The following is a 21,282-nucleotide window of genomic DNA, read 5'->3' on the forward strand; positions in this document are numbered from 1 at the left end:
GCCAGAGCTTTTGTAAGCTACTGGGCGGTTACGATATTGTTCATGCACCAGAGACCCAGGTTTCAGTGAATATAAAAAACGTCCTGAACATCTTTCTTCCCTCCTCCGTCTGGACTCGATGGCGCTAGGCGCCGCACATCTTTTTTTGCCGTTTCATCGGCATGCCTATATTTCAAATCTTTGTATTTTAGTGCTTAGCTTATTCGAGCTCGGAGGCGAGATTCATCATGACACCCGAACAATTGGCCGCCTATCATCAGGCGGGATATAACCGCGTCCCGGTCGTCCGCGAAGTAATGGCGGACCTGGACACCCCGCTGTCCACCTATCTGAAACTGGCCAACGCGCCCTATACCTACTTACTGGAGTCCGTTCAGGGCGGCGACAAATGGGGGCGCTACTCCATTATCGGCCTGCCCTGCCGCAGCGTGCTCAAGGTCAACGGCCATCAGATCAACCTCTATGATAACAACGCGCTGACGGAATCCACCGAATGCGCAGACCCGCTGGCCTACATCGAAACCTTTCAGCAACGTTTCAAGGTGCCGGACGTAGAGGGCCTGCCCCGTTTCAACGGCGGCCTGGTGGGCTACTTCGGCTATGACACCATCCGCTATATCGAGCCGAAGCTGGCCAAGAGCACGCCTCCCGATCCGTTGGGAACGCCGGATATTCTGTTGATGGTCTCGGATGAGCTGGTTGTGTTCGATAACCTGAGCGGCCGTCTGATGTTAATACATCATGTCGATCCCGGCGCAGCGGAAGCCAGCGAACGCGCCCAGGCGCGTCTGGATGAGTTGGAAACCCTGCTGCGACGACCGATCCCCGAGCATAATCTGCATGTCCAGCAAGACCTGCAGATTGCCGAGGAGGATTTCGCTTCAGGTTTCACGCAGCCGAACTTCGAAGCCGCCGTGGAGAAGATCAAGGAATACGTACTGGCTGGGGATGTTATGCAAACGGTGATCTCCCAACGTATGTCCGTCCCCTTCACCGCCGAGCCCATCAACCTGTATCGTTCTCTCCGCTGTCTCAACCCCTCTCCTTATATGTACCACCTGGATCTCGGCGATTTCCATGTGGTCGGCTCCTCACCAGAAATTCTGGCGCACCTGGAAGATGGCGTCGCCACCGTGCGGCCCATCGCCGGCACCCGTAAACGGGGCGCCACCGAGGCGGAAGACAAAGCGCTGGAAGAAGAGCTGCTGGCGGACCCCAAAGAACTCGCCGAGCACCTGATGCTGATCGACCTGGGCCGCAACGATGTCGGCCGCGTCAGCGATATCGGCAGCGTCGAACTGACCGACAAGATGGTGATCGAACGCTACTCTCATGTGATGCATATCGTCTCCAACGTCACCGGCAAACTACGCCAGGGCTTGAGCGCCATTGACGTGCTGCGCGCCACTCTGCCCGCCGGCACGTTGAGCGGAGCCCCGAAAATCCGCGCCATGGAGATCATCGACGAACTGGAGCCGGTAAAACGCGGCGTTTACGGCGGCGCCATCGGATATCTGTCCTGGAACGGCAACATGGATACCGCCATCGCCATTCGCACCGCGGTTATCAAGGACAAGACGCTTTATATTCAGGCCGGGGCCGGCGTAGTCGCCGATTCCGCGCCGCGCCTGGAATGGAAGGAAACCCTCAACAAAGGCCGCGCCGTGTTCCGCGCCGTGGCTATGGCGCAAAAAGGGCTATGAGCCTGCGATCACATGACGGCGAATACACAGACAGAATTTTGAGGGTTAGAACATGTTGGTGATGATTGATAATTACGACTCTTTTACATACAACGTCGTGCAGTATCTGGGCGAACTGGGCGCCGACGTGCGCGTCTATCGTAACGATGAAATCACGGTAGAAGAAATTGAAGCGCTGCAACCGCAGCATCTGGTGATCTCTCCCGGGCCCTGCACGCCCAACGAAGCGGGGATTTCCGTCGCGGCGATCAAGCACTTTGCAGGCAAGCTTCCCATTTTAGGCGTATGCCTGGGCCATCAAAGCATTGGCCAGGCCTTTGGAGGCGAAGTGATTCGCGCCGGCAAAGTCATGCATGGCAAGACTTCCAAGGTGTACCACAACGACGTCGGCGTATTCAAAGGCCTCAACAATCCGTTTGAGGCAACGCGCTATCACTCACTGGTCATCCGCGCGGACACACTGCCAGATTGCCTGGAAGTCACCGCCTGGACCCAGAATGACGACGGCGATCTGGAAGAAATCATGGGCGTGCGTCACAAGGAACTGGCGATAGAAGGCGTGCAATTCCATCCAGAGTCCATTCTCACGGAGCAGGGCCACGACTTACTGCGTAACTTCTTGCAGCAATCGGTCAGCCACTGAGTCAGAGATCAGCCAACGGCGTAAGCTTAGGTTTAATTGCGCGCCGAAAAAGAAAACAACATAGTCTAAAAACTACGAGGAATTGCGCCATGGATATCAAAGCCGCTATCGCCAAGGTTGTCGATAGAAAAGACCTCACCACCGAAGAAATGATTGAGGTCATGCAGCAGATCATGACCGGACAGGCCACTCCCGCACAGATTGGCGGGTTCTTGGTGGCGCTGAGATTTAAAAGTGAAAGCGTCGGCGAAATCACCGGCGCCGCCCAGGTGATGCGTCAACTGGCCAGCAAAGTCGATATCGATGATCCACACCTCGTGGACACCTGCGGCACCGGGGGCGACGGCTCTAACCTGTTTAACGTCAGCACCGCCGCCGCCTTTGTGGTGGCCGCCGCCGGCGGTAAAGTCGCCAAGCACGGCAACCGCAGCGTCAGCAGCCGCTCCGGCAGCGCCGATGTGCTGGAAGCCGCCGGCATCAATCTGGACATGACCGCCGAGCAGGTCGCCCGCGCCATCAAGGAAATCGGCGTCGGCTTTCTATTCGCGCCAGCCCATCACAGCGCCATGAAGCACGCGATCGGGCCGCGCCGGGAAATGGGCATTCGCACCATCTTTAATATGCTGGGCCCCCTGACCAACCCCGCCGGCGTGACCAAGCAGGTCATTGGCGTATTCAACCCATTGCTGTGCCTGCCTCTGGCGGAAGTGCTGCAACGACTGGGCAGCACACACGTTTTAGTCGTTTCCGCAGCGGACGGCCTGGACGAAATCAGCCTCGCCTGTGAAACCCATGTGGCGGAACTGAAAGACGGTAAAATCTCCGAATACACGCTTACTCCAGAAGACGCTGGAATAATGCGCCGCTCTCTGGACGGTTTGACTGTCGCCAGCGCTGAGGAAAGTCTCACACTCATTGAGGCCGCATTGACCAAAGTGACGGATCAAACGTCGCAAAAAGCCCGGGACATTGTCGCCCTGAACGCTGGGGCGGCGATTTACGCCGCAGACCTGGCCAGCTCTTTCAAAGAAGGAGTGGAAATGGCTCAGGACGCGATAGGTTCCGGGCTGGCCTTTGCTAAACTAAAAGAGCTGGCCAGTTTTTCGGCCTGCTTTAAGGAAGAGGAATAAAGGTCAACCTATGAACGACACGCCTACGATTCTGAGAAAGATCATTGACCGTAAAAAACAGGAAGTGGAAGCGCGCAAGATGCGCCAGCCTTTGTCCGTGCTGAAAGACAGTCTGCATCGGGCGGGCCCGGTGCGTGGCTTCGCCCGCGCCATCGAAAAGCGGTTTCAGCACAATGCGCCGGCGGTTATCGCTGAAATCAAGAAGGCGTCTCCCAGCAAAGGGGTGATCCGGGAAAATTTCGATCCCGAGGCCATCGCCAAAAGTTATGAACAAGGCGGCGCCGCCTGTCTTTCCGTGCTGACTGACATTGACTTCTTTCAGGGCGCCGATCAGTACCTGATCCAGGCTCGCAGCGCTACGTCGCTGCCGGTGCTGCGCAAGGATTTCATTGTGGATGAATATCAGGTGTATGAAAGCCGCCTGCTCAATGCGGACTGTATTCTGTTGATCGCTGCAGCGCTAACGCCGCAGCAAATGAAAAGCTACTGCGCCAAAGCCAGAGAGATCGACCTGGATGTGCTGGTGGAAGTGCATAACGCCCAGGAACTGGAATACGCTCTGGAATTGAATACGCCGCTTGTGGGCATCAATAATCGCGATCTGCACACCTTTGACGTCTCTCTTGATACAACGATCAACCTGCTTGATCGCATTCCGGAAGATCGCATCGTGGTGACGGAAAGCGGCATCCATACACCAGAGGACGTGGCGCTGATGCAGCACCACCGGGTCAATACCTTCCTGGTGGGTGAGTCCTTCATGCGCGCGGACGATCCCGGCGCCAAGCTGCGCGAGCTGTTCCTCTAGACCCAGCCGCGCCGGGTTTTCCACCTGCTACTTCCCATTGACTACGCGCCGCCCTGCTGCGGCGCTGAAGCCGCTTCAATCTCTTGCTGCAGCCACTGGGTGAAATGCCTTAACGCCGCATTGCCGCGGGAGCGTGTTGGCATGACCAGCAAATAGCGCTGGTCTATCTTCAAACTAAAATCGAACAGTCTTACCAAGCGTCCCGCACTCAGTTCTTCTTGCACCAGTATCCTGCGCACCAATGCAACCGCCTGTCCCGCCAGGGCAAGTCGAATCACCTGACTGGAGTCAGAGATGATAATGCGGCGACGCGGCTCCAGGTCAGGATGTCCCGCGGCTTTCTTCCAGGCGCTCCAGTTGAAACTGTCCGGCGCATCCGAATCCACCAGCACATGATCTTTCAATACGCGAAAGTCGCTACCAATGCCCTTGGCCAGTTCCGGACTCGCGGCGAGAAAGATTTCCTCTTCCGCCAGGTCTTTCACAATCAGTTCTGGAAAGGTACGGGAACTGAAACGTATGCCGGCGTCCACATCCACATCACGAAAGTCCACCACTTCATTGGACATAGCGATGCGGATATCAACGTCAGGAAACTCAGCGTTGAATTTATGCAATCGGGGAATGAGCCAGGCGCTGGCGAAGGAAGGCAATACGCTAACGGTAATCTGATTACAGCAACGGCGAATCGCCTCTACGCCTTCTTCCAGATGATCGAATCCTTTACGTAGATGCGGTCCCAGTCGCAGCGCCGTTTGCGTCGGCGTCAGACTTCTCGCGCCACGCTCAAACAGGGGGCCAAACTCTTCTTCCAGAGTCTTGATATGTTGACTGACCGCAGACTGAGTCACGCTCAGTCTCTCCGCCGCCGCTGTAAAGGAGCCGCTGCGCAACACCACATCCAAGACCCACAAGGACTTTAACTGATGAACCAACCTACTCATAAGTTTTACTAATCCATGAATTAGAACATATCGTTTTAACGCCAAGTCTGGCCGCCTTACTATTTTCATAAAATAGGAGGCAAGATATGAAAACCGCAATCAGATTAGCACAGAACGCACAGCAAGCAGAGCCATTAGATTTCCTAACCAGACTTAGAAGCTTGACGCAGCAATGGAGAAAACAGGCGAGAACACGGCGCGAACTGGCCAATTTGAATGACCATCTGCTAAAGGATCTGGGAATTACTGAAGGCGATCGCCGCCAGGAAGCCAGTAAACCCTTCTGGAGAAGCTGAATGAGGCGTCGGATTATTCGCCAAGTTGTAGAACGCCGTTAGCCCCATAATCTCCTTTACAGACAAACGACTGGCGCTGTCGCCGCAAAAATTAGAACATTTTCCGAGCAAATCTGTGAGAACCGCCTATACTTATTTATTGTCAGGCAGACGTCTCGTCTGCCCGCTTTTCGTCAATAAATACAACGATCCCCGCTGGCCCTTTCGCGCCAGCCACTTACACCGCTCTATTAATAAATGCCTTGCAAGGCTTCTGTTTTATTAGGGAGTGCAGTGACAATGAAAACCAACCTCAAAGTCTGCTTGACGGCGTCAACCCTGTTCCTGTCCGCAACCGCTACGCATGCGGCGATGATCAATCAGGTGGACTATTTCAGCTTATCCGGCAATGTCCTCATCGATTTTGAGTCCGTTACAGGCGGCGCGGCGCCGGGTACCAATTACGATGGCGTCATCGACTTGGTCGGCGCCTCGTTCGCCGAAAAGTTTGAAGGCCAAACGCTTTCCACCAGCGGCAATTCGGACATTCTCAGTGGTGCGCCGACAGGCGGGGGATTGACCCTATCGCTTGGAGCCGCCGGTCGTAACCTCAACGTCTTCACCTATAGCGGCGACGGCAACGTTCTCACCGGTCTCGGACATCTGGGGTGGCCCAATTTCGACGCCATCGGCGAAGGCGCCGTCGCCATCCTGTTCGACAACGACCAGTCCGAATTCGGATTCCAGTCAGTAGGCGGCAACCTCGGTTCAGCCGTGTTTGAGTTCTGGGCGCGTGACGGTTCGCTCCTGGACACCATCATGCCAACCAGCCTCGGCACGGACTATTTTGGATTCGCCCGGGAAGGCGGGCTTCAGGATATCGCCGGGATTTCTATCTATAACACTGATCCGGCTGGCATTGGTTTCGACGACATCATCTTTGACGTTCCCGGGCCGGATGATCCACGTAATGTTCCCGAGCCTCCGGTTCTGGCTCTGCTGCTACTGGGCTTATTGGGTCTGCGCCTGACGCCGCGCCGTCAGAAACCCTGACTGTTATGCATAAAAAAACGGCGCCTCGCGCCGTTTTTTTATTCCAATCGCTCGCAGGGCGTTAACGGGTGCCGTACACCACCATGGTTTTGCCTTTGACCTGCACCAGGCCCTGGTCTTCCAGCGCCTTCAATACGCGCCCGACCATTTCCCGCGAACATCCGACGATGCGGCCGATTTCCTGGCGGGTGATTTTGATTTGCATGCCATCCGGATGCGTCATCGCGTCCGGCTCCTTACACAGGTCAAGCAAGGTGCGCGCAACCCGGCCCGTCACGTCGAGAAACGCAAGGTCGCCAACCTTACGGGTGGTCTGCCGTAAGCGCGAGGCCATCTGCTCGCCGATGAAATACAGTACGCGGGGGTCTTCTTGTGCGATTTCACGGAATTTCGTGTAGCTGATCTCCGCCACTTCACACTCGGTCTTGGCTTTGACCCAGGCGCTGCGGGAGCCCATTTGATCCTGATCGAACAATCCCATTTCGCCAAAAAAGTCTCCGGCGTTCAAATACGCCATGATCATTTCACGACCGTCGTCGTCTTCGATGATGACCGTCACGGACCCTTTGACGATGTAAAACAGTGAATCGCTCTTATCGCCAGCATAAATAATGGTGCTTTTGCTGGGATAGCGGCGACGATGACACTGCGACAGGAAGTAATCCAGATGTTTGGTTTTATGCTCGACCGGTTTAGCAATCGTGACCATGTTAATGTCCCATTCATTACCTTAGGCGCAGAAACTTATCCGCCTTGGATGTTTCGCTGAGTTCGGTATAACGTTTTTCTAATTGTTTAATAACCATCACAGGCGTTTCGACTCCGGTATCCGGCGCTTTGGAGTCGCTCCGAAGCCGATCGGCGCTTGGCCGCAACCGCTTAATTATCAAGATGTTCCTTAAATTAAGCACGAATAATCGCTTTAGGCAAGAGACGCCGCGCCCTTAGCCACGCGCCTGACGGAGATCAGGGGACGTCAATGCGGCCTGGATCACATAAGTGTGAATATCTCGCCGGCCGGCCAACTTTCATTTCAACATTTTTCAGTTATTTCAACATTTCAGTTTGCCGGACGCCGGTGATCGTGTTTCACCGTCATGCGACGATCAGGCGTAAATATCCGCCTGCAGGCGTTTACTGCGGGTTACTATCCCCTAGTATAGACCATCTTTTGTGAAACATTTTCCACGACAAGGAGTTATGCTACTCTGACCGCCCCGCGCAGTTGCGGCCATAGCGCATAGCGAGTCAGAAAATCCAGTGGGAGTATGAGATGAAAGCGACCATTACCTGGGGCGGCGACGCCAAGTTCATCGGAAAGTCCGGCTCCGGCCATGACGTAGTGATGGACGGCCCTCCCGATCACGGCGGCCAGAATCAAGGCCCGCGCCCGATGGAAATGCTGTTGCTAGGACTTGGCGGTTGCACCTCTTTTGACGTCATGAGCATCCTGACGAAAGCCCGCGCCGACGTCACCGACTGCGTAGCTGAAATCACTGCGGAGCGCGCCGACGCAGTGCCTGCGGTCTTCACTAAAATTCATATCCACTTCATCGTTACCGGCCGGGATCTGCGCGATCCAGTGGTGAAACGCGCCGTGGACCTGTCCGCCGAAAAGTACTGCTCCGCCTCCATCATGTTGGAGAAAGGCGGCGTGGAGATCACCCACGACTTTGAAATTCGCGCCCCTGAGGACGCCCAGTAAGCGGTTTATTAAAAACTCCACCGTCCTCAAATATTTACACTGTCACCATCGATTACTCTTTATACGGGCGCAACAAGCCGCCCGTTTAATGAAGTTGATAATCGCCCGCCCGGTTTTAATAAGAAAAACTCATAAACGCGACATTAAATTGCACTATCCAACGGCTATCATAGCCTGCATAATATGCGGCTTTTCCGCAGCCGGGACAAATGCCGTCCGGGACCTCTTTTCCGGGCAGTCGTCCGGCGCATTCTCCGGTTTCGCCGGATTGTCTGAAGAGCAGGTCTGAACACTGTGTGAATGTAGGCGCCGGATCTTCCGGCGATGTGTTGAACAGCAAATCTACTGAGGGTCTGAGATGTCTGAAAAGCTCAAACTCCACGGTTTCAACAATCTGACGAAATCGCTAAGTTTCAATATTTACGACATTTGCTACGCGCAATCGGAGAAACACCGACAGGAATATATTGCTTATATTGATGAGCAATATAATGCCGAGCGCCTCACACAAATTCTGACCGACGTTGTGGAAATTATCGGAGCCCACATTCTAAACGTATCCAGGCAGGATTATGATCCACACGGCGCCAGCGTCACCATGCTGATCGCCGAACACGAAGTGCCCCCGCCTGCGGACTCCAGCGAAGAATCGCCCGGACCGCTCCCCGACGCAGTGGTCGCTCACCTGGATAAAAGCCATGTGACCGTACACACCTATCCAGAAAGTCATCCCGACAACGGCATCAGCACATTCCGCGCGGACATCGACGTGTCCACCTGCGGTCTGATCTCTCCGTTGAAGGCGCTGAACTACCTGATTCACAGTTTCGACTCCGACATTGTCACCATCGACTACCGCGTACGCGGTTTCACCCGTGACATCGACGGCGCCAAGCTGTATATCGACCACGACATCAACTCGATCCAAAACTTCCTTAGTGAAGACACTCAGGAAGCCTATCAGATGATTGACGTGAACGTGTATCAGGAGAACCTGTTCCACACCAAGATGATTCTGAAGGAATTTAATCTGGATAATTATCTGTTTGGGACCGGCGTCAGCGAACTGAACGCCAACGAAGCCTCCAACATCAGGGAACGTCTGCAAAAGGAAATGCTGGAGATTTTCTATTCCCGCAATATGCCTTACTGATCCATTCAGTCAGGACAGGCATAAGTTCGACGGAACAGGCATAAATGAGTAATCGCGTATCTTTATCCCTGACGTTGAACAAGATTGGGCTGCTTTTCGCAGCCCTTCTTGTTTTAATGCAAGTCATCTCTCACTGGTACGGCTATCTGCTCAATTTCAATCGCCCGGAAATCATGAGCGGCGATTATTGGCGTTTGATCAGCGGCCATTTCGTGCATCTGAGTTGGGTTCATCTGGCCCTGAACGCTGTTGCGGCCTATCTGATTTACGACTCTTTCGACCACAATTTCAAAAACTGGCGTTTTCCTCTCTATCTGGGACTGCTGAGTCTTTTGATATCCATCGGATTATTGCTGTTTTACAAGACCACCCGCACCTATGTCGGTCTATCCGGCGTATTACACGGATTGCTTGTGCTCGGCGTACTGGCGGGCGGACGCTTTCCACGCTGGGTGTTGATCGCGCTGTTCGTCGGCGTCACCGCCAAGATTATCTGGGAACAAACGCCCTACTACGATGAAGGCCAGATTGCACGCCTGATTGGCGGCCCCGTGGCGGAACAGGCCCACTTGCTCGGCTATTTCAGCGGCTTGATTATCGCCGTAGTCGTACGTTTTCTCGGTAAATTTCGCTGAGTGCGCGTCAGCCCTGGAGCGCTTTTCAGGGCTAAGTCCGACTGCGCTCGATCATCTCCAGCACCATAGGCCGGATAATCAGGTCAATGGCCAGCGCCAGCTTGTTGCCGGGCACCACCAGAGTATCGTGACGGGACGCGAAGGCGTTGGCGATCATGTTGATCAGATAGGGAAAGTCCACTTCCCGGGGATTACGGAAACGGATCACCACAAAACTTTCGTCATGGCTGGGAACCTCCCGCATGATAAAGGGATTGGAGGTGTCCACCGTCGGCACCCGCTGAAAGTTGATATGGGTGTGGGAGAACTGCGGGACGATGCAGCGCACATAGTCCTCCATACGATTGAGAATCGTCGCCACCACCGCTTCCTGGCTGTAACCGCGATCATGCGTATCGCGATGAATCTTCTGAATCCACTCCAGGTTGACGATGGGAGTCACGCCGATCAACAAGTCCACATGGCTGGCGATATCATAATCGTCAGTACTGACGCCTCCATGCAGCCCTTCATAAAACAGACAGTCCGTCTGCCTGGGCAGCGATTGCCAGGGCGTAAACGTGCCCGGCGCCCCCCCGCCGCGAATCAAGTCCAGGTCGTCGTCATGAATATAATGGCGAAACCGACCCTGACCGTTCTGGCCGTAATCGCAGAATAACTCTTCCAGCTTATCAATATGATTGGCGGCCAGAGAGAAGTGATTCCACTGTCCGTAGCGCCCCTGTTTGGCCAGCTCCGCCATTTGTTCTCGGGTGTAGCGATGAAAACTGTCGCCCTCCACAATAGCGACGTTCACGCCCTCTTCCACGAAGATCTTCTGCATGGTGCGGCTGGCGGTAGTGGTGCCGGCGCCGGAAGATCCGGTCAGGGCGATGATGGGATGGCGGGCGGACATGACTGCGTATCCTTCTGTAGCTCCCGGTCGGTGAGCCTTATACGTTTCTGTTTCCGTGCGTTTACTGAACTGGTTGCGCGCGGCGTTTCATGCCGGAGCTGAGGCTATGGTAATCTTGCTTTCAGGATAAACACAACCTTGACGATACCGCAGAGAGCAGAGGCGCCTATGCCCGAAGTACATGACCTGGGACTGATGATTGACTCCCGGATTCCCCTGATTGTGATTCAAAGCCACGAAGAAACCCGGGTGCTGGATACCGTTACCCGTCTGGCGATAAAAAAAAGCCTGCCGCTGTTCTCCTGGACAGTGACGGATGGCCTGAAACGACTGGGTTTCGGCTTTGACCTGGAACAGGAAGATATGCTGAAGGACCCGGAAAAGGTTCTGGAGCATATCAAGCGCAGTCATACCGCCAGCCTCTTTGTTCTTTGCGACTATCATCCCTTTTTGGATGACGAGCCCAAACATATCCGCCTGCTCAAGGATATCGCCCTCACCCATCGTAACAACGGGCACACGGTGATCCTGCTGAGTCATTCTCTGGAGATTCCGGGTGAGCTCAGACATCTCAGCGCGAATTTCAAAATGCGCCTCCCCAACGCGGATCAGTTGATCAATATCGTGCGCGAAGAAGCCGCGCGCTGGTCGCAACAGCACTACGGCGAGAAGGTGAAAACCGACAACAAGACTCTGCAGCAATTGGTGCGCAATATGTCTGGGGTCACCTTCGAAGAAGCCCGTCGTCTGGCTCGCGGCGCTATCTTCGATGACGGAGCCATCACCCAATCGGATATTCCGGAAGTCAATCGCGCCAAGTTTGAACTGATGGAGATGGAAGGCGTGTTAAGTTTTGAATACGACACCGCCAAGTTCACCGACGTGGGGGGATTGGAGTCCCTCAAGAAATGGTTGCAACAACGTCGGGTCGCCTTCGTCGAAGGCAAGTCGGAGGCGCAACTTGATCCACCCAAAGGCATCATGTTGCTGGGCGTGCAAGGCGGCGGCAAGAGTCTCGCCGCCAAAGCCGTCGCCGGTATGTGGGGCTTACCGCTGCTGCGCATGGATATGGGGGCGCTGTACAACAAGTTCTTCGGCGAAACTGAGAGAAACATGCGCGAGGCGCTGCAGCTGGCGGAATTGATGTCCCCCTGCGTATTGTGGATTGATGAGATCGAAAAAGGTCTGGGGCAGGACGGCAATGACCAGGGCGTCTCCAAGCGGGTGCTGGGCACGCTGCTTACCTGGATGTCGGAGAACAAGCACCCGGTCTTCCTGGTCGCCACCGCCAACAATATCAAAGCGCTGCCGCCGGAACTGATGCGCAAGGGCCGTATCGACGAGATTTTCTTCGTGGATCTGCCGACATTGGAGGTGCGCAATATCATCTTCAGTATTCACTTGCAAAAACGCGGACTCGCCCCCGCCAACTTCGATTGCGCTCTATTGGCTGAATCCACCGACGGCTTCACCGGCGCGGAAATCGAACAGGCCGTGGTATCCGCCCTCTACTCCGCCGCCGCTCTGGGGCAACCACTGACGACTGAGTTGGTGCTGGAGGAAATCAGCAACACCCAACCGCTCTCCGTCGTGATGGCGGAAGACATGTTCGCCCTGCGCGCCTGGGCCGCCGCCCGCTGCGTCCCGGCGGACTGAGCCGTTTCCCGATACTGACATGGCGGCGGCCGCCCCAAGCCCGCCGCCTTTTCTTTGACTTCCCCCTACACCTCATCACCTAAGACCAACCGAGAGGCGCCTGTGAGCCCTGAAAACACCCACCCCGTTCGCCCTGAGCCTGTCGAAGGGCGTTATGCAATGCAGGCGTATCAAGGGTTAACCCGCTCTAAAATTTACTGAAGTAAACCAGCGGTGGGGTCTGGCGCTCTGGGAGGTCCTTCGACAAGCTCAGGACGAACGGGGGAATTTTGGAGGGAGGTGGTCCAGTCCTTATTGGGTTACTTCTCGCCAGTAGATGATACGGTCGTGGCCCCGGTATTGCCCAAAGGTGGCGGTGGCGGAAGGGTTGTCGAGGCTGTTGTCGCCATCCCAGTCGAAACGTAGCCACAGATCGGTGTTGTAGCGCAGGCTCACTGTTCCCTCGTTGCCAATGCCGGGACTGGTCAGGTAGACCTCCTGCCCGTCAGGATAGACGGCGGAGGCGAAGGCGCCGCCGGCGCCGGGATTGCCGGCGACTTCCGCCCGGGTTTCGCCGGAATTGAGATTGCCGCTGTATCCGCTCATCGTCAGCGTGACGGGGCTGCTGCTGTAGCTGGTGCAACTGTCCGCAGCGTTTTCGACGAAGCGTGCGCTATTCCAGTGCTCAATGTACATGGGCAGTTCCAGACTGGACGTTTCCGGCCCATAGGCGTTTTCCATGCGCAGGCGGCCATAACGGATTTCTGTTCCGGCAATGCCGGTGATGGTGAAGTTCAGACAGGCGTCCGCATCGCTGGTTTTGTAACAGGCGCCGTCGCTGTCCTGCAGGTCCGCTGCGGCGAAAGTAAGATTCACATTGGCGGCGAAGGGATCGTCATCCGCCAAGGGCGGTGAATTGGATTTCTGATAGGTAAACGTATCGCCGGAGAGGGACAGCGTTCCTGTCCCGTCATACGCCGCGCCGGTATTCAACGACAATGAAGCGCCGCTGCTGTCGAAGCTGAGTATCGAACTGCGTCCGCTGACGTCGCTGTAACTTCGGTTGCTTTGCAGCGAGTTGTTGAATTTAAAGTAGGCGGCGTCGTAGTTCAGCGTCGTGGCTCCCGCTACATTTTTACCAACCAGCGTCAACACCGGACTCACGTCATAGGGGAAACTCTGATCCTGATACGTGAACGCGCAAGCCCAGGGCGGTGTGAATGTCGGCGTGTTGGCGGACACCGCCAGATAGGCGGGGTAAAAACGTCCGATATCACCGCTGGCGCCACTGATTTTCGCGGTTCTGGCTGAACCTGCGCCCAGATAATTACTATCGTCGATGACTGCGCTCAAATTAATGACGCCCACCTCACTGAACTGATAGGCGCCGCTGGCCTGACCGCTGGAGAACAACGTCGAGCCCCCCGGCAGACTTAAATCTCCCGCCAGGGAACCATTCGAGGCCGGCGCAATGCTCGATACGGACAACTGCACCGTCTCCCCTTCATTGCCGAACGACGGAGCCAGACCATTGCCGGACAAATCAGCTCCGGCGTCCGCCTGTCCATCGCCATCCAGATCATCCGCCGCCTGATACAGTACGCCTCCCACATTCAATGTAAAGTCCGCCCCGGCCTTGCGATAGGCCCCGCCACTGGGCCCCACGGCGGCGGGATTGCCCACCGCATCGACCCGAATGACGAACGGCCTGACGATCCAGGGCGCGGAGGCGTTGTCGCTGGCGATAGTCAGTGGATTATCCGACTCGTCCAGAATCAGCCCGCTGCTGTCATCCTGCAGATTCAACACATAGGCGCCCACATCGGACGTATCCCATGCAAAGGTTGCTTCGCCGCTGGTGAAACTCAGGTTGATGTTGGCGCTCGCCGGCTGGGTATCAGGAAGCGTCGCGGTGTTATTGCCTACGATCTGCGGCGCTGCGCCACCAGGATCAGCCCCAGTGCGACTGAGCCAGGCCTTCAGGTTAACGCCGCCATTGTATTCCTCCACCGGCCCACAGCTACCGGCTGCGCCGGGGTCCTTGGCGATCAGCGAGACTTTGAAGTTATGACGACGCCCCGTAATCAGGTCGTAATCAAGGCTGTCGTTCTCTTCGATATACAGAATATTGTCGAGGAACTGGATCGGGCCGCCCGCGCCGCTGATGGAAACGTCCGCATCCGTCGCCGTCAGAGTCAGCGACTCCGCCAGATTATTGCTGAGAGTCAGTTCCGCCACCCCCGCATCCGTCGCGGAAAAGGTATAGGAGGCGGCCCCGTCGTCACTGCTATCCGGATCGGGAGACAAGGTCCCCGCGCCAGTCTGCACCGCCCATACGCCGCGCGAGCGGGAGGTCGTCAACGCTACCGTGCCGGCATAGGTCGATAAGGTGGCGCCGCTGGCGTCCTGGGCTTCGATGCGCACTGTGTGCGGCAGGCAGGTGCTGGCGGTGGCGCCAGTGGTAATAACAAAACGATTCAAGGCGCCGACACTGCACAACGCGCCATAATCCAGCGCGGAAACACTGCCGGAATTGTAGGTGACGTCGACGTCGCTGTTGCTGCTCACATCCTCCGCCGTCATAGCGCCGTAGATCTTGTTCTGATAACCCAGACTCACATCTCCTGCGCTATAGAGCACACCGGAAAATGTCACGGCGGAGCTGAAGGTCACATTGCTATAGGCGTACAGTAAAAATCGACTGGCGTTGGAAGGTGAGCCGCCGGGGGCGTTCAGATAGTCCTGATAACCAATCGATAAGGACTGATTGACAAAAAGACGCGCCGTCCCCGAGCCGGACACATTGATTTCCACCTCGCTTCCCAGCGTGAGCTGGTTAATCCAGTAGTCCCCTGGTTGCAGGTTAACCTTGCCCTGATAGCCAATGCTCAACTGGTTGATAAAATACTCGGAATAGGCGCTCGACACGTTCATGACCGAGGCGTCGCTGACGGACACCGTGCGATACAGGTTGGTGGCGCCGCCCAGTACGCCCGCCCCGCTCACACTCAAATCCGTCACATAGACGCTGGTGTCGGGAAAGGTCCCCGGATTCAGCGTATCCACCGAGTCCCCAGAAGCGACGCAGGTGGTGGCGGTGCAGCTCAACACCGAGGAACCGCCATTCACCGTCACGGTTCCTGCATCCAGGATGTTATCGGGGCTATCGATAACCTGGGAATTATAACCAAAGCTGACGGTTCCACTGGAGTGACTGGAGATAGCGTCCGGGAAAGTTCCAAGACAGGCGCCGCTTCCCGCACAGGGGTGCGTTTCCGCATACAGATCGCCGACTTCCGTCGCGGACAGTGTCTTGTTGTATATCTGCACTTCGTCGATGCGCCCGCTGAAGTAGCGCACGGAGTAGCCCTGATCCTGACCGATCTGCAGCGGATCGGAATTGCTCAACAAGGTTCCAGTATAAGAAGCGGAGCCGCGGGCCACGCCATTCACATAGACTCTCTGCGCGCCGCTTTCGTAGGTGATGACGATATGCCGCCAGGCGTTGGCGACAATATTGGCGCCGCTGGTAGTGATCGAACGCACCGTACCGCCGCTATCGTTCCACCACCAGTATATTTCACCGGCGCTATCGATATGGAACTCGTAGTTCTCGTCTTTGGAGAGGATGGTTTTCAATTCCGACGCCGGAATCTGCGTGGGATAGATCCAGGCGCTCACCGTCAGGTTATCGGTGATGTCCAGCAGATTGTTATCAGCGATTTCAATGTACTGTGAGCTGCCGTTAAACTCCGCATAGGCGCAGGTGCCGGGGTCGCCGGCGATCGCCGGGGCTGTATCCAGTGTCTGCGCGCCGTTATAGGCGCGGCCGCTCAGGTTGTTGCCGCTGGCGTCGCTGACTTCGCCAGCGGAGCCGTTCCAGACCTCATCCTCCATGCGCCAGATGGCGATGGCGGAAAACCCACACGCGCTGGGCGCGCCGCTGGCGGCGATATTAACGTTATCGATATCCATGAACTCGTTAGAGCTATTGTAACGACTATTGATGCGAAAACGGATGCGGGTATTGGCGGAAAGATAGGGCGTCAGATCGATCGTCGCTGTTCCACTTACATCATTACTGTAGGACGCCACCACCGTGTAGCTGGCGCCGCCATTGGCCGACACCGCAACATCAAAGCGGTCCGAGCCTTCGAGATTACCTGAAGTAGAATAGCTATAGGTCAAGGTCGCAGAAGTGTAAGCAGAAAGGTTGACCTCCCGGTCCAAGCCAGGGAGCCCGGAAGAAAAATAGCCATTGAATCGCGCCGCACCTCCAGTTACCTGCACATAGCCTGAACCGGCGCTTCCATTATCATCGACTTCCTGCCAACTACCGCTCCAGCTTCCTAAGCCTCCGCTGTAATCGCCAGAACTGAAGTCATCGCTAAACTCACCAGTAGTGGAATCATCCAAAGTAAACGTAACGCTTTGCGTGGGATAGGTGGTTTGCAGCGTATAGGTCACGCCCGTGCTCAACGAACTCGTGGTGAGCAGCACCGTATCTGAGTCCACCAGGGACGCGCTCAAGACGGAGGCGCCGTTATCCAGGCTGTAATTAGAGGCGTCCACCGCCCGCGCCGGCGAAACCGGTGCGGCGAAATCCACGGTGACCTGAGTGGGCGTCGTACAACTGGCTGCGGCGGCGGACAAGGCGGGAAACTCTCGTCGCCACAGCAAATCAGTGGCGTCATTGACCGAAGCGGCGTCAAAGGAATACTGGGTGTAATCGGAATTATCCACCTCGATACCAATAGTGGCGCTGGCGCCATTGGCGTTGTCATTGCCGTAACGGAACAGCACATTGCCGTTTTCATACAGCACGATCTGTATGGAATAGCTGGCGCCGGCGCCGTTATAGCGGGGAACGCCATTCCAGGAGGCAACGAACCGCCGGTTGGGCGCAGTCCCGGATGTTCCGTAGGTAACGCTGCCTCCCAGAGAGGGCTCCAGATCGTCCCAGTAACCCAGGATGGCTCGGTCGGCGGGCTCTTCATAACCCGGACAGGTCCCGGTGCAGGCCCCTTCTATTGGCAGCGCTTCATTGGTGTAGTCTTTGTAAAACCCCTGGTCTGCGCCAAAATGCAGCGCGCCGTTGGAGAGAATCCGCACCTGGGTATAGCCGGTCTGCCCCAGATAAAACGTGAAGCCGATATTGACCAGTTGGAAGTCGTCATCGCGCGGGTAACCAGTCAATGAGCTATCCCGATTCCAGGTGACTGTCGATGAAGTCGAGTCAAAGGCTGTGCCGGACACCGTCTCCACCACATAGGCGGCAAGCGCGCCCGCACCATGTCCACCCAGACAGACCAGCGCCGTCAGCGTTAACAGAATCCGGCGCAACCGACGCATCAGTGCGCCCTCACTTCAATGGTGCGCGACGCTGTTTCATCGCCGCCGCCGCAGCTTCCCGTGCTGCGGAGGGTGAAATAGTCGTCCCCGCCAGCCGAGTCCGTCAGACACACCACCGATGCGGAACATCCCGCCAGGCCGTCTGCGGTGAAAGTTAAATCCGGAAACCCCACGGAACAATCGTTGTCGGCGCCGCCGGCAGGAAACAAGCGCCCCAACGCCGCCTGCGCGCCGGTTTCCGCCGCGTAGAAGGCGCGCGTGGAGAGTATGTCCATGGATACGCCTTCCGCCGTAGAGCGCTCCAGTTCCGTGATCGCCACCACCAATAGTCCCAATATCACAATGACAAACAAAGCGGCGGGCAATCCCAGACCCGCTTGTCGCTGGCGACGTATCGGATGGATGAGGCGACGATCAGGGCACATTGCGGATGTTGACCTCCTGCTGGATGTCGAAGCTTTCCCCGCCATCGGATACCCGAAAGCTCATCTGCACCACTGCATTACGCACCAGAGACGCGGGCGTATAATTGAAATCCGTCGTGCCCGCCGCCACCAGATTGATCAACATTTCCCGTACGCCGCCGCTTGAAGGAGGCAGATCCGGAGTAGCATTGAAACCATAATTCACATAGCGATAGATCGCCGTACCGGATTGGCAATACGCCACTGGCGTTCCTACCAGATACATCCGGCGTGCGGGTGAGTCCGTGGGAAATTGATGATTCGCGGACAAAGTGACGGTGACGTCATCAGCCCCAGTAGGTAATTGCGCCAGCGCATCGGATAAAGAATTAGGCCCCGGACTTTGCGGGTCATACAGCTCGCTTTGATCAATGGGATAAATAGCCGCCCGTCCAATCACCGCGCTATCCAGACGGGCGCCCACAGCGTCAATGCTGGCGGCGGGACTGGAAATGGGAGCGCTGACATAGTCCGTGCCGGCGAGGACGGGAATAAATTCGATACAGCCGCTGGCGACCCGCACCGAGTTGGGCAGCGCAGAACGGATCGCGCGCGACATTTTTTCCGCTGCGATCAACCCCGCTGTCGCCATTTGCTGACGTTCCGCCGTGTCCACATAACCTCCCACGGTCGCGGTGATAAAGCGGGTCACGCCCACCGCCAGCACGCTGACAATGACGATCACCATCACCAATTCGATCAATGTAAACCCGTGGGAGCGTCCTGTCTTCATACTACGCCTCAAAAATTGGCCCGATAGGCGGAAAAGGTCATCGCCGGGCCGGAAGGCGGCGTTATCGTCACCCTCACCAGCTTGGCGTTCGACGCCGACAAGCCAATGTCCGCGCCCGCGCAGGTCACTGACACGCTCACCAGATAGCCGGGGTAATTATTGAAGTCCGCATCGGTCTGCGAGCGCGGCGCTTCATTGAGGACGCCATCGTAATCGTCCACATCATCGTACTCGTCGCGACTGCCCTCCTCGGTGACGATATTGCAACTGGTCACCGGCGGCGCGCCGCCGGATGGGGTCGCCTCGTCATAACGTTTGCCGAGAATTTCATCCAGATACGCCTGCGCCAATTGAATGGTGCGATTGCGCAACAGCACATCGCTGCTGCGGCCGATGCTGCCGCTCATGGCGGTGACGATCGCCACCAGGGCGACGCCAATCACGATGATGGTGATCACCAGCTCCACCAGGGTGACGCCGCGCTGTCGCTCAGGATTCGCAAAAGCCTTCATAGGCGTATCCCAAGGTGGTGATGCAAATCGGGTAAGCCGTATCGCCGCTGACGCAGATAAGCGTATTGGTGGTTCCGCCGGAAGCCGGATTAATCACATCGCCATCCTGATTAAAGGTGATGGTCGCCGGCAAGGCGCCGCCCCCACAGGAAGTGGTCGCGCTCTGACTCCAGCTGATGCTGACGCCGGAAGCGTCGACCTCGCGTTGCGAGACGTAACCGCCCTGTGCCACCACGCCGGAAAAATCAGCGCCGGACAGCGACAAGGTCAAAGTGGTGGTGGGCGCGGCGCGGCGACCAATGGCGACTTGTTCCGCCAGACGCGCCTGAGAGAGGATTTGATCGGCGACCACACGGGCCGAGTAAGCGTCCCGTGTGGCGAAAAGACTAATGGCCGTGACGGACAGGATTCCGAGCAGAATCATCACCATGATCATCTCGATCATGGTGAAACCGCTATTGAGAGCTTTGACTCCCCCTCGCCGCCGGAATACCTTCACACACGGACCTGACTCAGCTTAAGGTAACGATCAAGGGCAAGTGGTTGTACCGCCAATCACAGGAGCAGTATTTGCCGCCGCGGATTGCGCATAGGTAACCGTACAACTGGTTGCGACAGTGACGGTAGTTGTTCCGCCTGCGTGAGCGACAGTGACATTTCCGCCATCAATTTGTGATGCGGCCTCGATTCCCGTCGCTGTGCCCGCCGGATACCCAAACACGACATCAATCGATGTTCCATCCACAGTCACAGTGCTGGTCGCAGCCTGATCGTCGCAGGAAGTCGTAGCCAGACAGGCGGCATGAACAATCGCCGATGCTGACCTTACTGAGCCCTCTATGCCTGAGCGCGTCGCCGCTTCGGCCTGTGAAGATAAATCCGCAAATTTCGGCAACGCAAACGCCGCCAGTATTCCCAGAATAACGATTACCATGACCAGCTCAATCAGCGTAAAGCCCGACTGCTGTGTCTTTATCTGCCTTTGCATAGTTGTTCCTCCACGAGAACATGTAATCTTTTAATCAAGTATAGACGTCAAGTTATTCTTGTGTTTGTAAAATAGTTAAATATTTCAATCGTTATCAGCGCTTTTGCGTTGTACGGACAGCCTCACTTCGCCGCTTTCGGCGTTATACAGCAGTGAAAAAAAATCCTTCCCCTGTACGCCAATCTGATAGGCGCAGACCGTTCCTACAGCCAATGCATCCACCTTCTCCTGCAACGCCGCCTCCGTCGCGCTGCTGCGGCGCAACAGCAGTGTAGAATACAGGCGCCGGCAGCTTTCATCCGTCATCACCGCCGCGACTGGATGGCTATCGCCAACATCAACAGGCCAGCCTTGCGCGTTCATTCGCAACACGCCGCCGCCCTGCCCCTGAAAATCTTCCGGGCTGAAATCCGAACCCGCCGTCAGCGTCCCCAATTCAACCGAGTCTGAACTCCCTCCCTTCGCCAGCCAGGCGGTATGAGCCAGCCGCAGACTGGTGAGAAACGCCGTCTTCAGTTGTTGCGCGCGCACCTCGCCGGCGTTATCCACCAAGTTGTCCATGGAGCGCAGAAACACACCTGTCAGCACCGCGATCAGCGCCCCAATCACCCATATCTCCACTCGCAGAAACTGGCTCAGCCAACGTCCCGCCAT

20 protein-coding genes are annotated in these 21,282 nt (G+C 56.4%); 10 read left to right on the forward strand and 10 right to left on the reverse strand.

The features are described 5' to 3' along the window. Positions 1 to 227: 227 nt before the first annotated feature. The 4 genes from trpE to trpC all read left to right on the forward strand — a co-directional run bounded on the left by trpE (position 228) and on the right by trpC (position 4,284). The gene (trpE, locus tag HCH_RS27550) at positions 228 to 1,703 is read left to right on the forward strand and encodes an anthranilate synthase component I (RefSeq protein ID WP_011399831.1); all 1,476 of its coding nucleotides are present in this window, start codon (positions 228 to 230) and stop codon (positions 1,701 to 1,703) included. A 52-nt stretch (positions 1,704 to 1,755) separates the two neighbouring features. Then, a complete protein-coding gene (locus HCH_RS27555; RefSeq protein WP_011399832.1) occupies positions 1,756 to 2,346 on the forward strand; it encodes an aminodeoxychorismate/anthranilate synthase component II in 591 nt (196 codons plus the stop codon). 89 nt (positions 2,347 to 2,435) lie between these two features. Further along, positions 2,436 to 3,476 (forward strand): anthranilate phosphoribosyltransferase, encoded by a 1,041-nt coding sequence (trpD, locus tag HCH_RS27560; protein WP_011399833.1) that lies wholly within the window; start codon positions 2,436 to 2,438, stop codon positions 3,474 to 3,476. A 10-nt stretch (positions 3,477 to 3,486) separates the two neighbouring features. After that, a complete protein-coding gene (trpC, locus tag HCH_RS27565; protein ID WP_011399834.1) occupies positions 3,487 to 4,284 on the forward strand; it encodes an indole-3-glycerol phosphate synthase TrpC in 798 nt (265 codons plus the stop codon). Positions 4,285 to 4,325: 41 nt separating this feature from the next. Here trpC and HCH_RS27570 read toward each other — a convergent pair whose 3' ends face one another. Continuing rightward, a complete protein-coding gene (locus HCH_RS27570) occupies positions 4,326 to 5,228 on the reverse strand; it encodes a LysR substrate-binding domain-containing protein (RefSeq protein ID WP_148212677.1) in 903 nt (300 codons plus the stop codon). An 86-nt stretch (positions 5,229 to 5,314) separates the two neighbouring features. On the opposite strand from HCH_RS27570, the gene HCH_RS27575 reads away from it, so the two are divergent. Together HCH_RS27575 and HCH_RS27580 are read left to right on the forward strand one after the other, a co-directional pair. After that, positions 5,315 to 5,524, forward strand: coding sequence for a DUF1127 domain-containing protein (locus HCH_RS27575; RefSeq protein WP_011399836.1), 210 nt, complete (start codon positions 5,315 to 5,317; stop codon positions 5,522 to 5,524). Between the two features lie 279 nt (positions 5,525 to 5,803). Continuing rightward, entirely contained in the window at positions 5,804 to 6,556 is a 753-nt protein-coding gene (locus HCH_RS27580) for a PEP-CTERM domain protein (protein ID WP_011399838.1), read from the forward strand. A gap of 61 nt (positions 6,557 to 6,617) precedes the next feature. On the opposite strand, the gene crp is transcribed toward HCH_RS27580, so the two are convergent. After that, complete coding sequence (gene crp / locus HCH_RS27585) at positions 6,618 to 7,265, reverse strand: cAMP-activated global transcriptional regulator CRP (protein ID WP_011399839.1); 648 nt, start codon at positions 7,263 to 7,265, stop codon at positions 6,618 to 6,620. Between the two features lie 564 nt (positions 7,266 to 7,829). Between crp and HCH_RS27590 the strand changes: the two genes are divergently transcribed. The 3 genes from HCH_RS27590 (at position 7,830) to rrtA (ending at position 10,049) form a co-directional block, all read left to right on the forward strand. Next, positions 7,830 to 8,261 carry an OsmC family protein gene (locus tag HCH_RS27590; protein WP_011399840.1) on the forward strand — a complete coding sequence of 144 codons (432 nt, stop codon included), beginning with the start codon at positions 7,830 to 7,832 and terminating at the stop codon, positions 8,259 to 8,261. A gap of 358 nt (positions 8,262 to 8,619) precedes the next feature. Then, complete coding sequence (speD, locus tag HCH_RS27595; protein WP_011399842.1) at positions 8,620 to 9,414, forward strand: adenosylmethionine decarboxylase; 795 nt, start codon at positions 8,620 to 8,622, stop codon at positions 9,412 to 9,414. Positions 9,415 to 9,458: 44 nt separating this feature from the next. Continuing rightward, positions 9,459 to 10,049 carry a rhombosortase gene (gene rrtA, locus HCH_RS27600; protein WP_011399843.1) on the forward strand — a complete coding sequence of 197 codons (591 nt, stop codon included), beginning with the start codon at positions 9,459 to 9,461 and terminating at the stop codon, positions 10,047 to 10,049. Between the two features lie 31 nt (positions 10,050 to 10,080). Here the strand turns inward: rrtA and HCH_RS27605 are convergent, their stop codons facing one another. Continuing rightward, positions 10,081 to 10,944 (reverse strand): phosphoribulokinase, encoded by an 864-nt coding sequence (locus HCH_RS27605; RefSeq protein WP_011399844.1) that lies wholly within the window; start codon positions 10,942 to 10,944, stop codon positions 10,081 to 10,083. A gap of 168 nt (positions 10,945 to 11,112) precedes the next feature. Between HCH_RS27605 and HCH_RS27610 the strand changes: the two genes are divergently transcribed. Then, positions 11,113 to 12,600 carry an AAA family ATPase gene (locus HCH_RS27610; RefSeq protein ID WP_011399845.1) on the forward strand — a complete coding sequence of 496 codons (1,488 nt, stop codon included), beginning with the start codon at positions 11,113 to 11,115 and terminating at the stop codon, positions 12,598 to 12,600. Positions 12,601 to 12,891: 291 nt separating this feature from the next. Here HCH_RS27610 and HCH_RS27615 read toward each other — a convergent pair whose 3' ends face one another. From HCH_RS27615 to HCH_RS27645, 7 genes are all read right to left on the reverse strand, one after another. Next, entirely contained in the window at positions 12,892 to 17,931 is a 5,040-nt protein-coding gene (locus tag HCH_RS27615) for a LamG domain-containing protein (protein WP_011399846.1), read from the reverse strand. After that, positions 17,931 to 18,356, reverse strand: a complete 426-nt coding sequence (locus HCH_RS27620; protein WP_011399847.1) for a hypothetical protein — start codon at positions 18,354 to 18,356, stop codon at positions 17,931 to 17,933. Before HCH_RS27620 ends, HCH_RS27615 begins: the two co-directional genes overlap by 1 nt. Next, complete coding sequence (locus tag HCH_RS27625; RefSeq protein WP_011399848.1) at positions 18,346 to 19,128, reverse strand: prepilin-type N-terminal cleavage/methylation domain-containing protein; 783 nt, start codon at positions 19,126 to 19,128, stop codon at positions 18,346 to 18,348. Before HCH_RS27625 ends, HCH_RS27620 begins: the two co-directional genes overlap by 11 nt. Positions 19,129 to 19,136: 8 nt before the next feature. Then, on the reverse strand, positions 19,137 to 19,640 hold the full coding sequence (locus HCH_RS27630; protein ID WP_011399849.1) for a type IV pilus modification PilV family protein: 504 nt from the start codon (positions 19,638 to 19,640) through the stop codon (positions 19,137 to 19,139). Continuing rightward, entirely contained in the window at positions 19,618 to 20,139 is a 522-nt protein-coding gene (locus HCH_RS27635) for a prepilin-type N-terminal cleavage/methylation domain-containing protein (protein ID WP_011399850.1), read from the reverse strand. The genes HCH_RS27630 and HCH_RS27635 overlap by 23 nt, the downstream gene beginning before the upstream one ends. A 30-nt stretch (positions 20,140 to 20,169) precedes the next feature. Next, positions 20,170 to 20,628 carry a prepilin-type N-terminal cleavage/methylation domain-containing protein gene (locus HCH_RS35075; RefSeq protein WP_011399851.1) on the reverse strand — a complete coding sequence of 153 codons (459 nt, stop codon included), beginning with the start codon at positions 20,626 to 20,628 and terminating at the stop codon, positions 20,170 to 20,172. Between the two features lie 84 nt (positions 20,629 to 20,712). Then, on the reverse strand, positions 20,713 to 21,282 hold the full coding sequence (locus HCH_RS27645) for a hypothetical protein (protein ID WP_011399852.1): 570 nt from the start codon (positions 21,280 to 21,282) through the stop codon (positions 20,713 to 20,715).

It is taken from the genome of Hahella chejuensis KCTC 2396 (genome assembly GCF_000012985.1).
GTDB classification, from domain to species: domain Bacteria; phylum Pseudomonadota; class Gammaproteobacteria; order Pseudomonadales; family Oleiphilaceae; genus Hahella; species Hahella chejuensis.

What these genes read in the sequence shown, in the direction of transcription:
- trpC (WP_011399834.1), top strand. Translation starts at nt 3,487, where the DNA reads ATGAACGACACGCCTACGATTCTGAGAAAGATCATTGACCGTAAAAAA.
- HCH_RS27580 (WP_011399838.1), top strand. Translation starts at nt 5,804, where the DNA reads ATGAAAACCAACCTCAAAGTCTGCTTGACGGCGTCAACCCTGTTCCTG.
- speD (WP_011399842.1), top strand. Translation starts at nt 8,620, where the DNA reads ATGTCTGAAAAGCTCAAACTCCACGGTTTCAACAATCTGACGAAATCG.
- crp (WP_011399839.1), bottom strand. Translation starts at nt 7,265, where the DNA reads ATGGTCACGATTGCTAAACCGGTCGAGCATAAAACCAAACATCTGGAT.
- HCH_RS27615 (WP_011399846.1), bottom strand. Translation starts at nt 17,931, where the DNA reads ATGCGTCGGTTGCGCCGGATTCTGTTAACGCTGACGGCGCTGGTCTGT.
- HCH_RS27570 (WP_148212677.1), bottom strand. Translation starts at nt 5,228, where the DNA reads ATGAGTAGGTTGGTTCATCAGTTAAAGTCCTTGTGGGTCTTGGATGTG.
- trpE (WP_011399831.1), top strand. Translation starts at nt 228, where the DNA reads ATGACACCCGAACAATTGGCCGCCTATCATCAGGCGGGATATAACCGC.
- HCH_RS27645 (WP_011399852.1), bottom strand. Translation starts at nt 21,282, where the DNA reads ATGGCGGGACGTTGGCTGAGCCAGTTTCTGCGAGTGGAGATATGGGTG.
- rrtA (WP_011399843.1), top strand. Translation starts at nt 9,459, where the DNA reads ATGAGTAATCGCGTATCTTTATCCCTGACGTTGAACAAGATTGGGCTG.
- HCH_RS27625 (WP_011399848.1), bottom strand. Translation starts at nt 19,128, where the DNA reads ATGAAGACAGGACGCTCCCACGGGTTTACATTGATCGAATTGGTGATG.
- HCH_RS27575 (WP_011399836.1), top strand. Translation starts at nt 5,315, where the DNA reads ATGAAAACCGCAATCAGATTAGCACAGAACGCACAGCAAGCAGAGCCA.
- HCH_RS27605 (WP_011399844.1), bottom strand. Translation starts at nt 10,944, where the DNA reads ATGTCCGCCCGCCATCCCATCATCGCCCTGACCGGATCTTCCGGCGCC.
- HCH_RS35075 (WP_011399851.1), bottom strand. Translation starts at nt 20,628, where the DNA reads ATGCAAAGGCAGATAAAGACACAGCAGTCGGGCTTTACGCTGATTGAG.
- trpD (WP_011399833.1), top strand. Translation starts at nt 2,436, where the DNA reads ATGGATATCAAAGCCGCTATCGCCAAGGTTGTCGATAGAAAAGACCTC.
- HCH_RS27620 (WP_011399847.1), bottom strand. Translation starts at nt 18,356, where the DNA reads ATGTGCCCTGATCGTCGCCTCATCCATCCGATACGTCGCCAGCGACAA.
- HCH_RS27610 (WP_011399845.1), top strand. Translation starts at nt 11,113, where the DNA reads ATGCCCGAAGTACATGACCTGGGACTGATGATTGACTCCCGGATTCCC.
- HCH_RS27630 (WP_011399849.1), bottom strand. Translation starts at nt 19,640, where the DNA reads ATGAAGGCTTTTGCGAATCCTGAGCGACAGCGCGGCGTCACCCTGGTG.
- HCH_RS27555 (WP_011399832.1), top strand. Translation starts at nt 1,756, where the DNA reads ATGTTGGTGATGATTGATAATTACGACTCTTTTACATACAACGTCGTG.
- HCH_RS27590 (WP_011399840.1), top strand. Translation starts at nt 7,830, where the DNA reads ATGAAAGCGACCATTACCTGGGGCGGCGACGCCAAGTTCATCGGAAAG.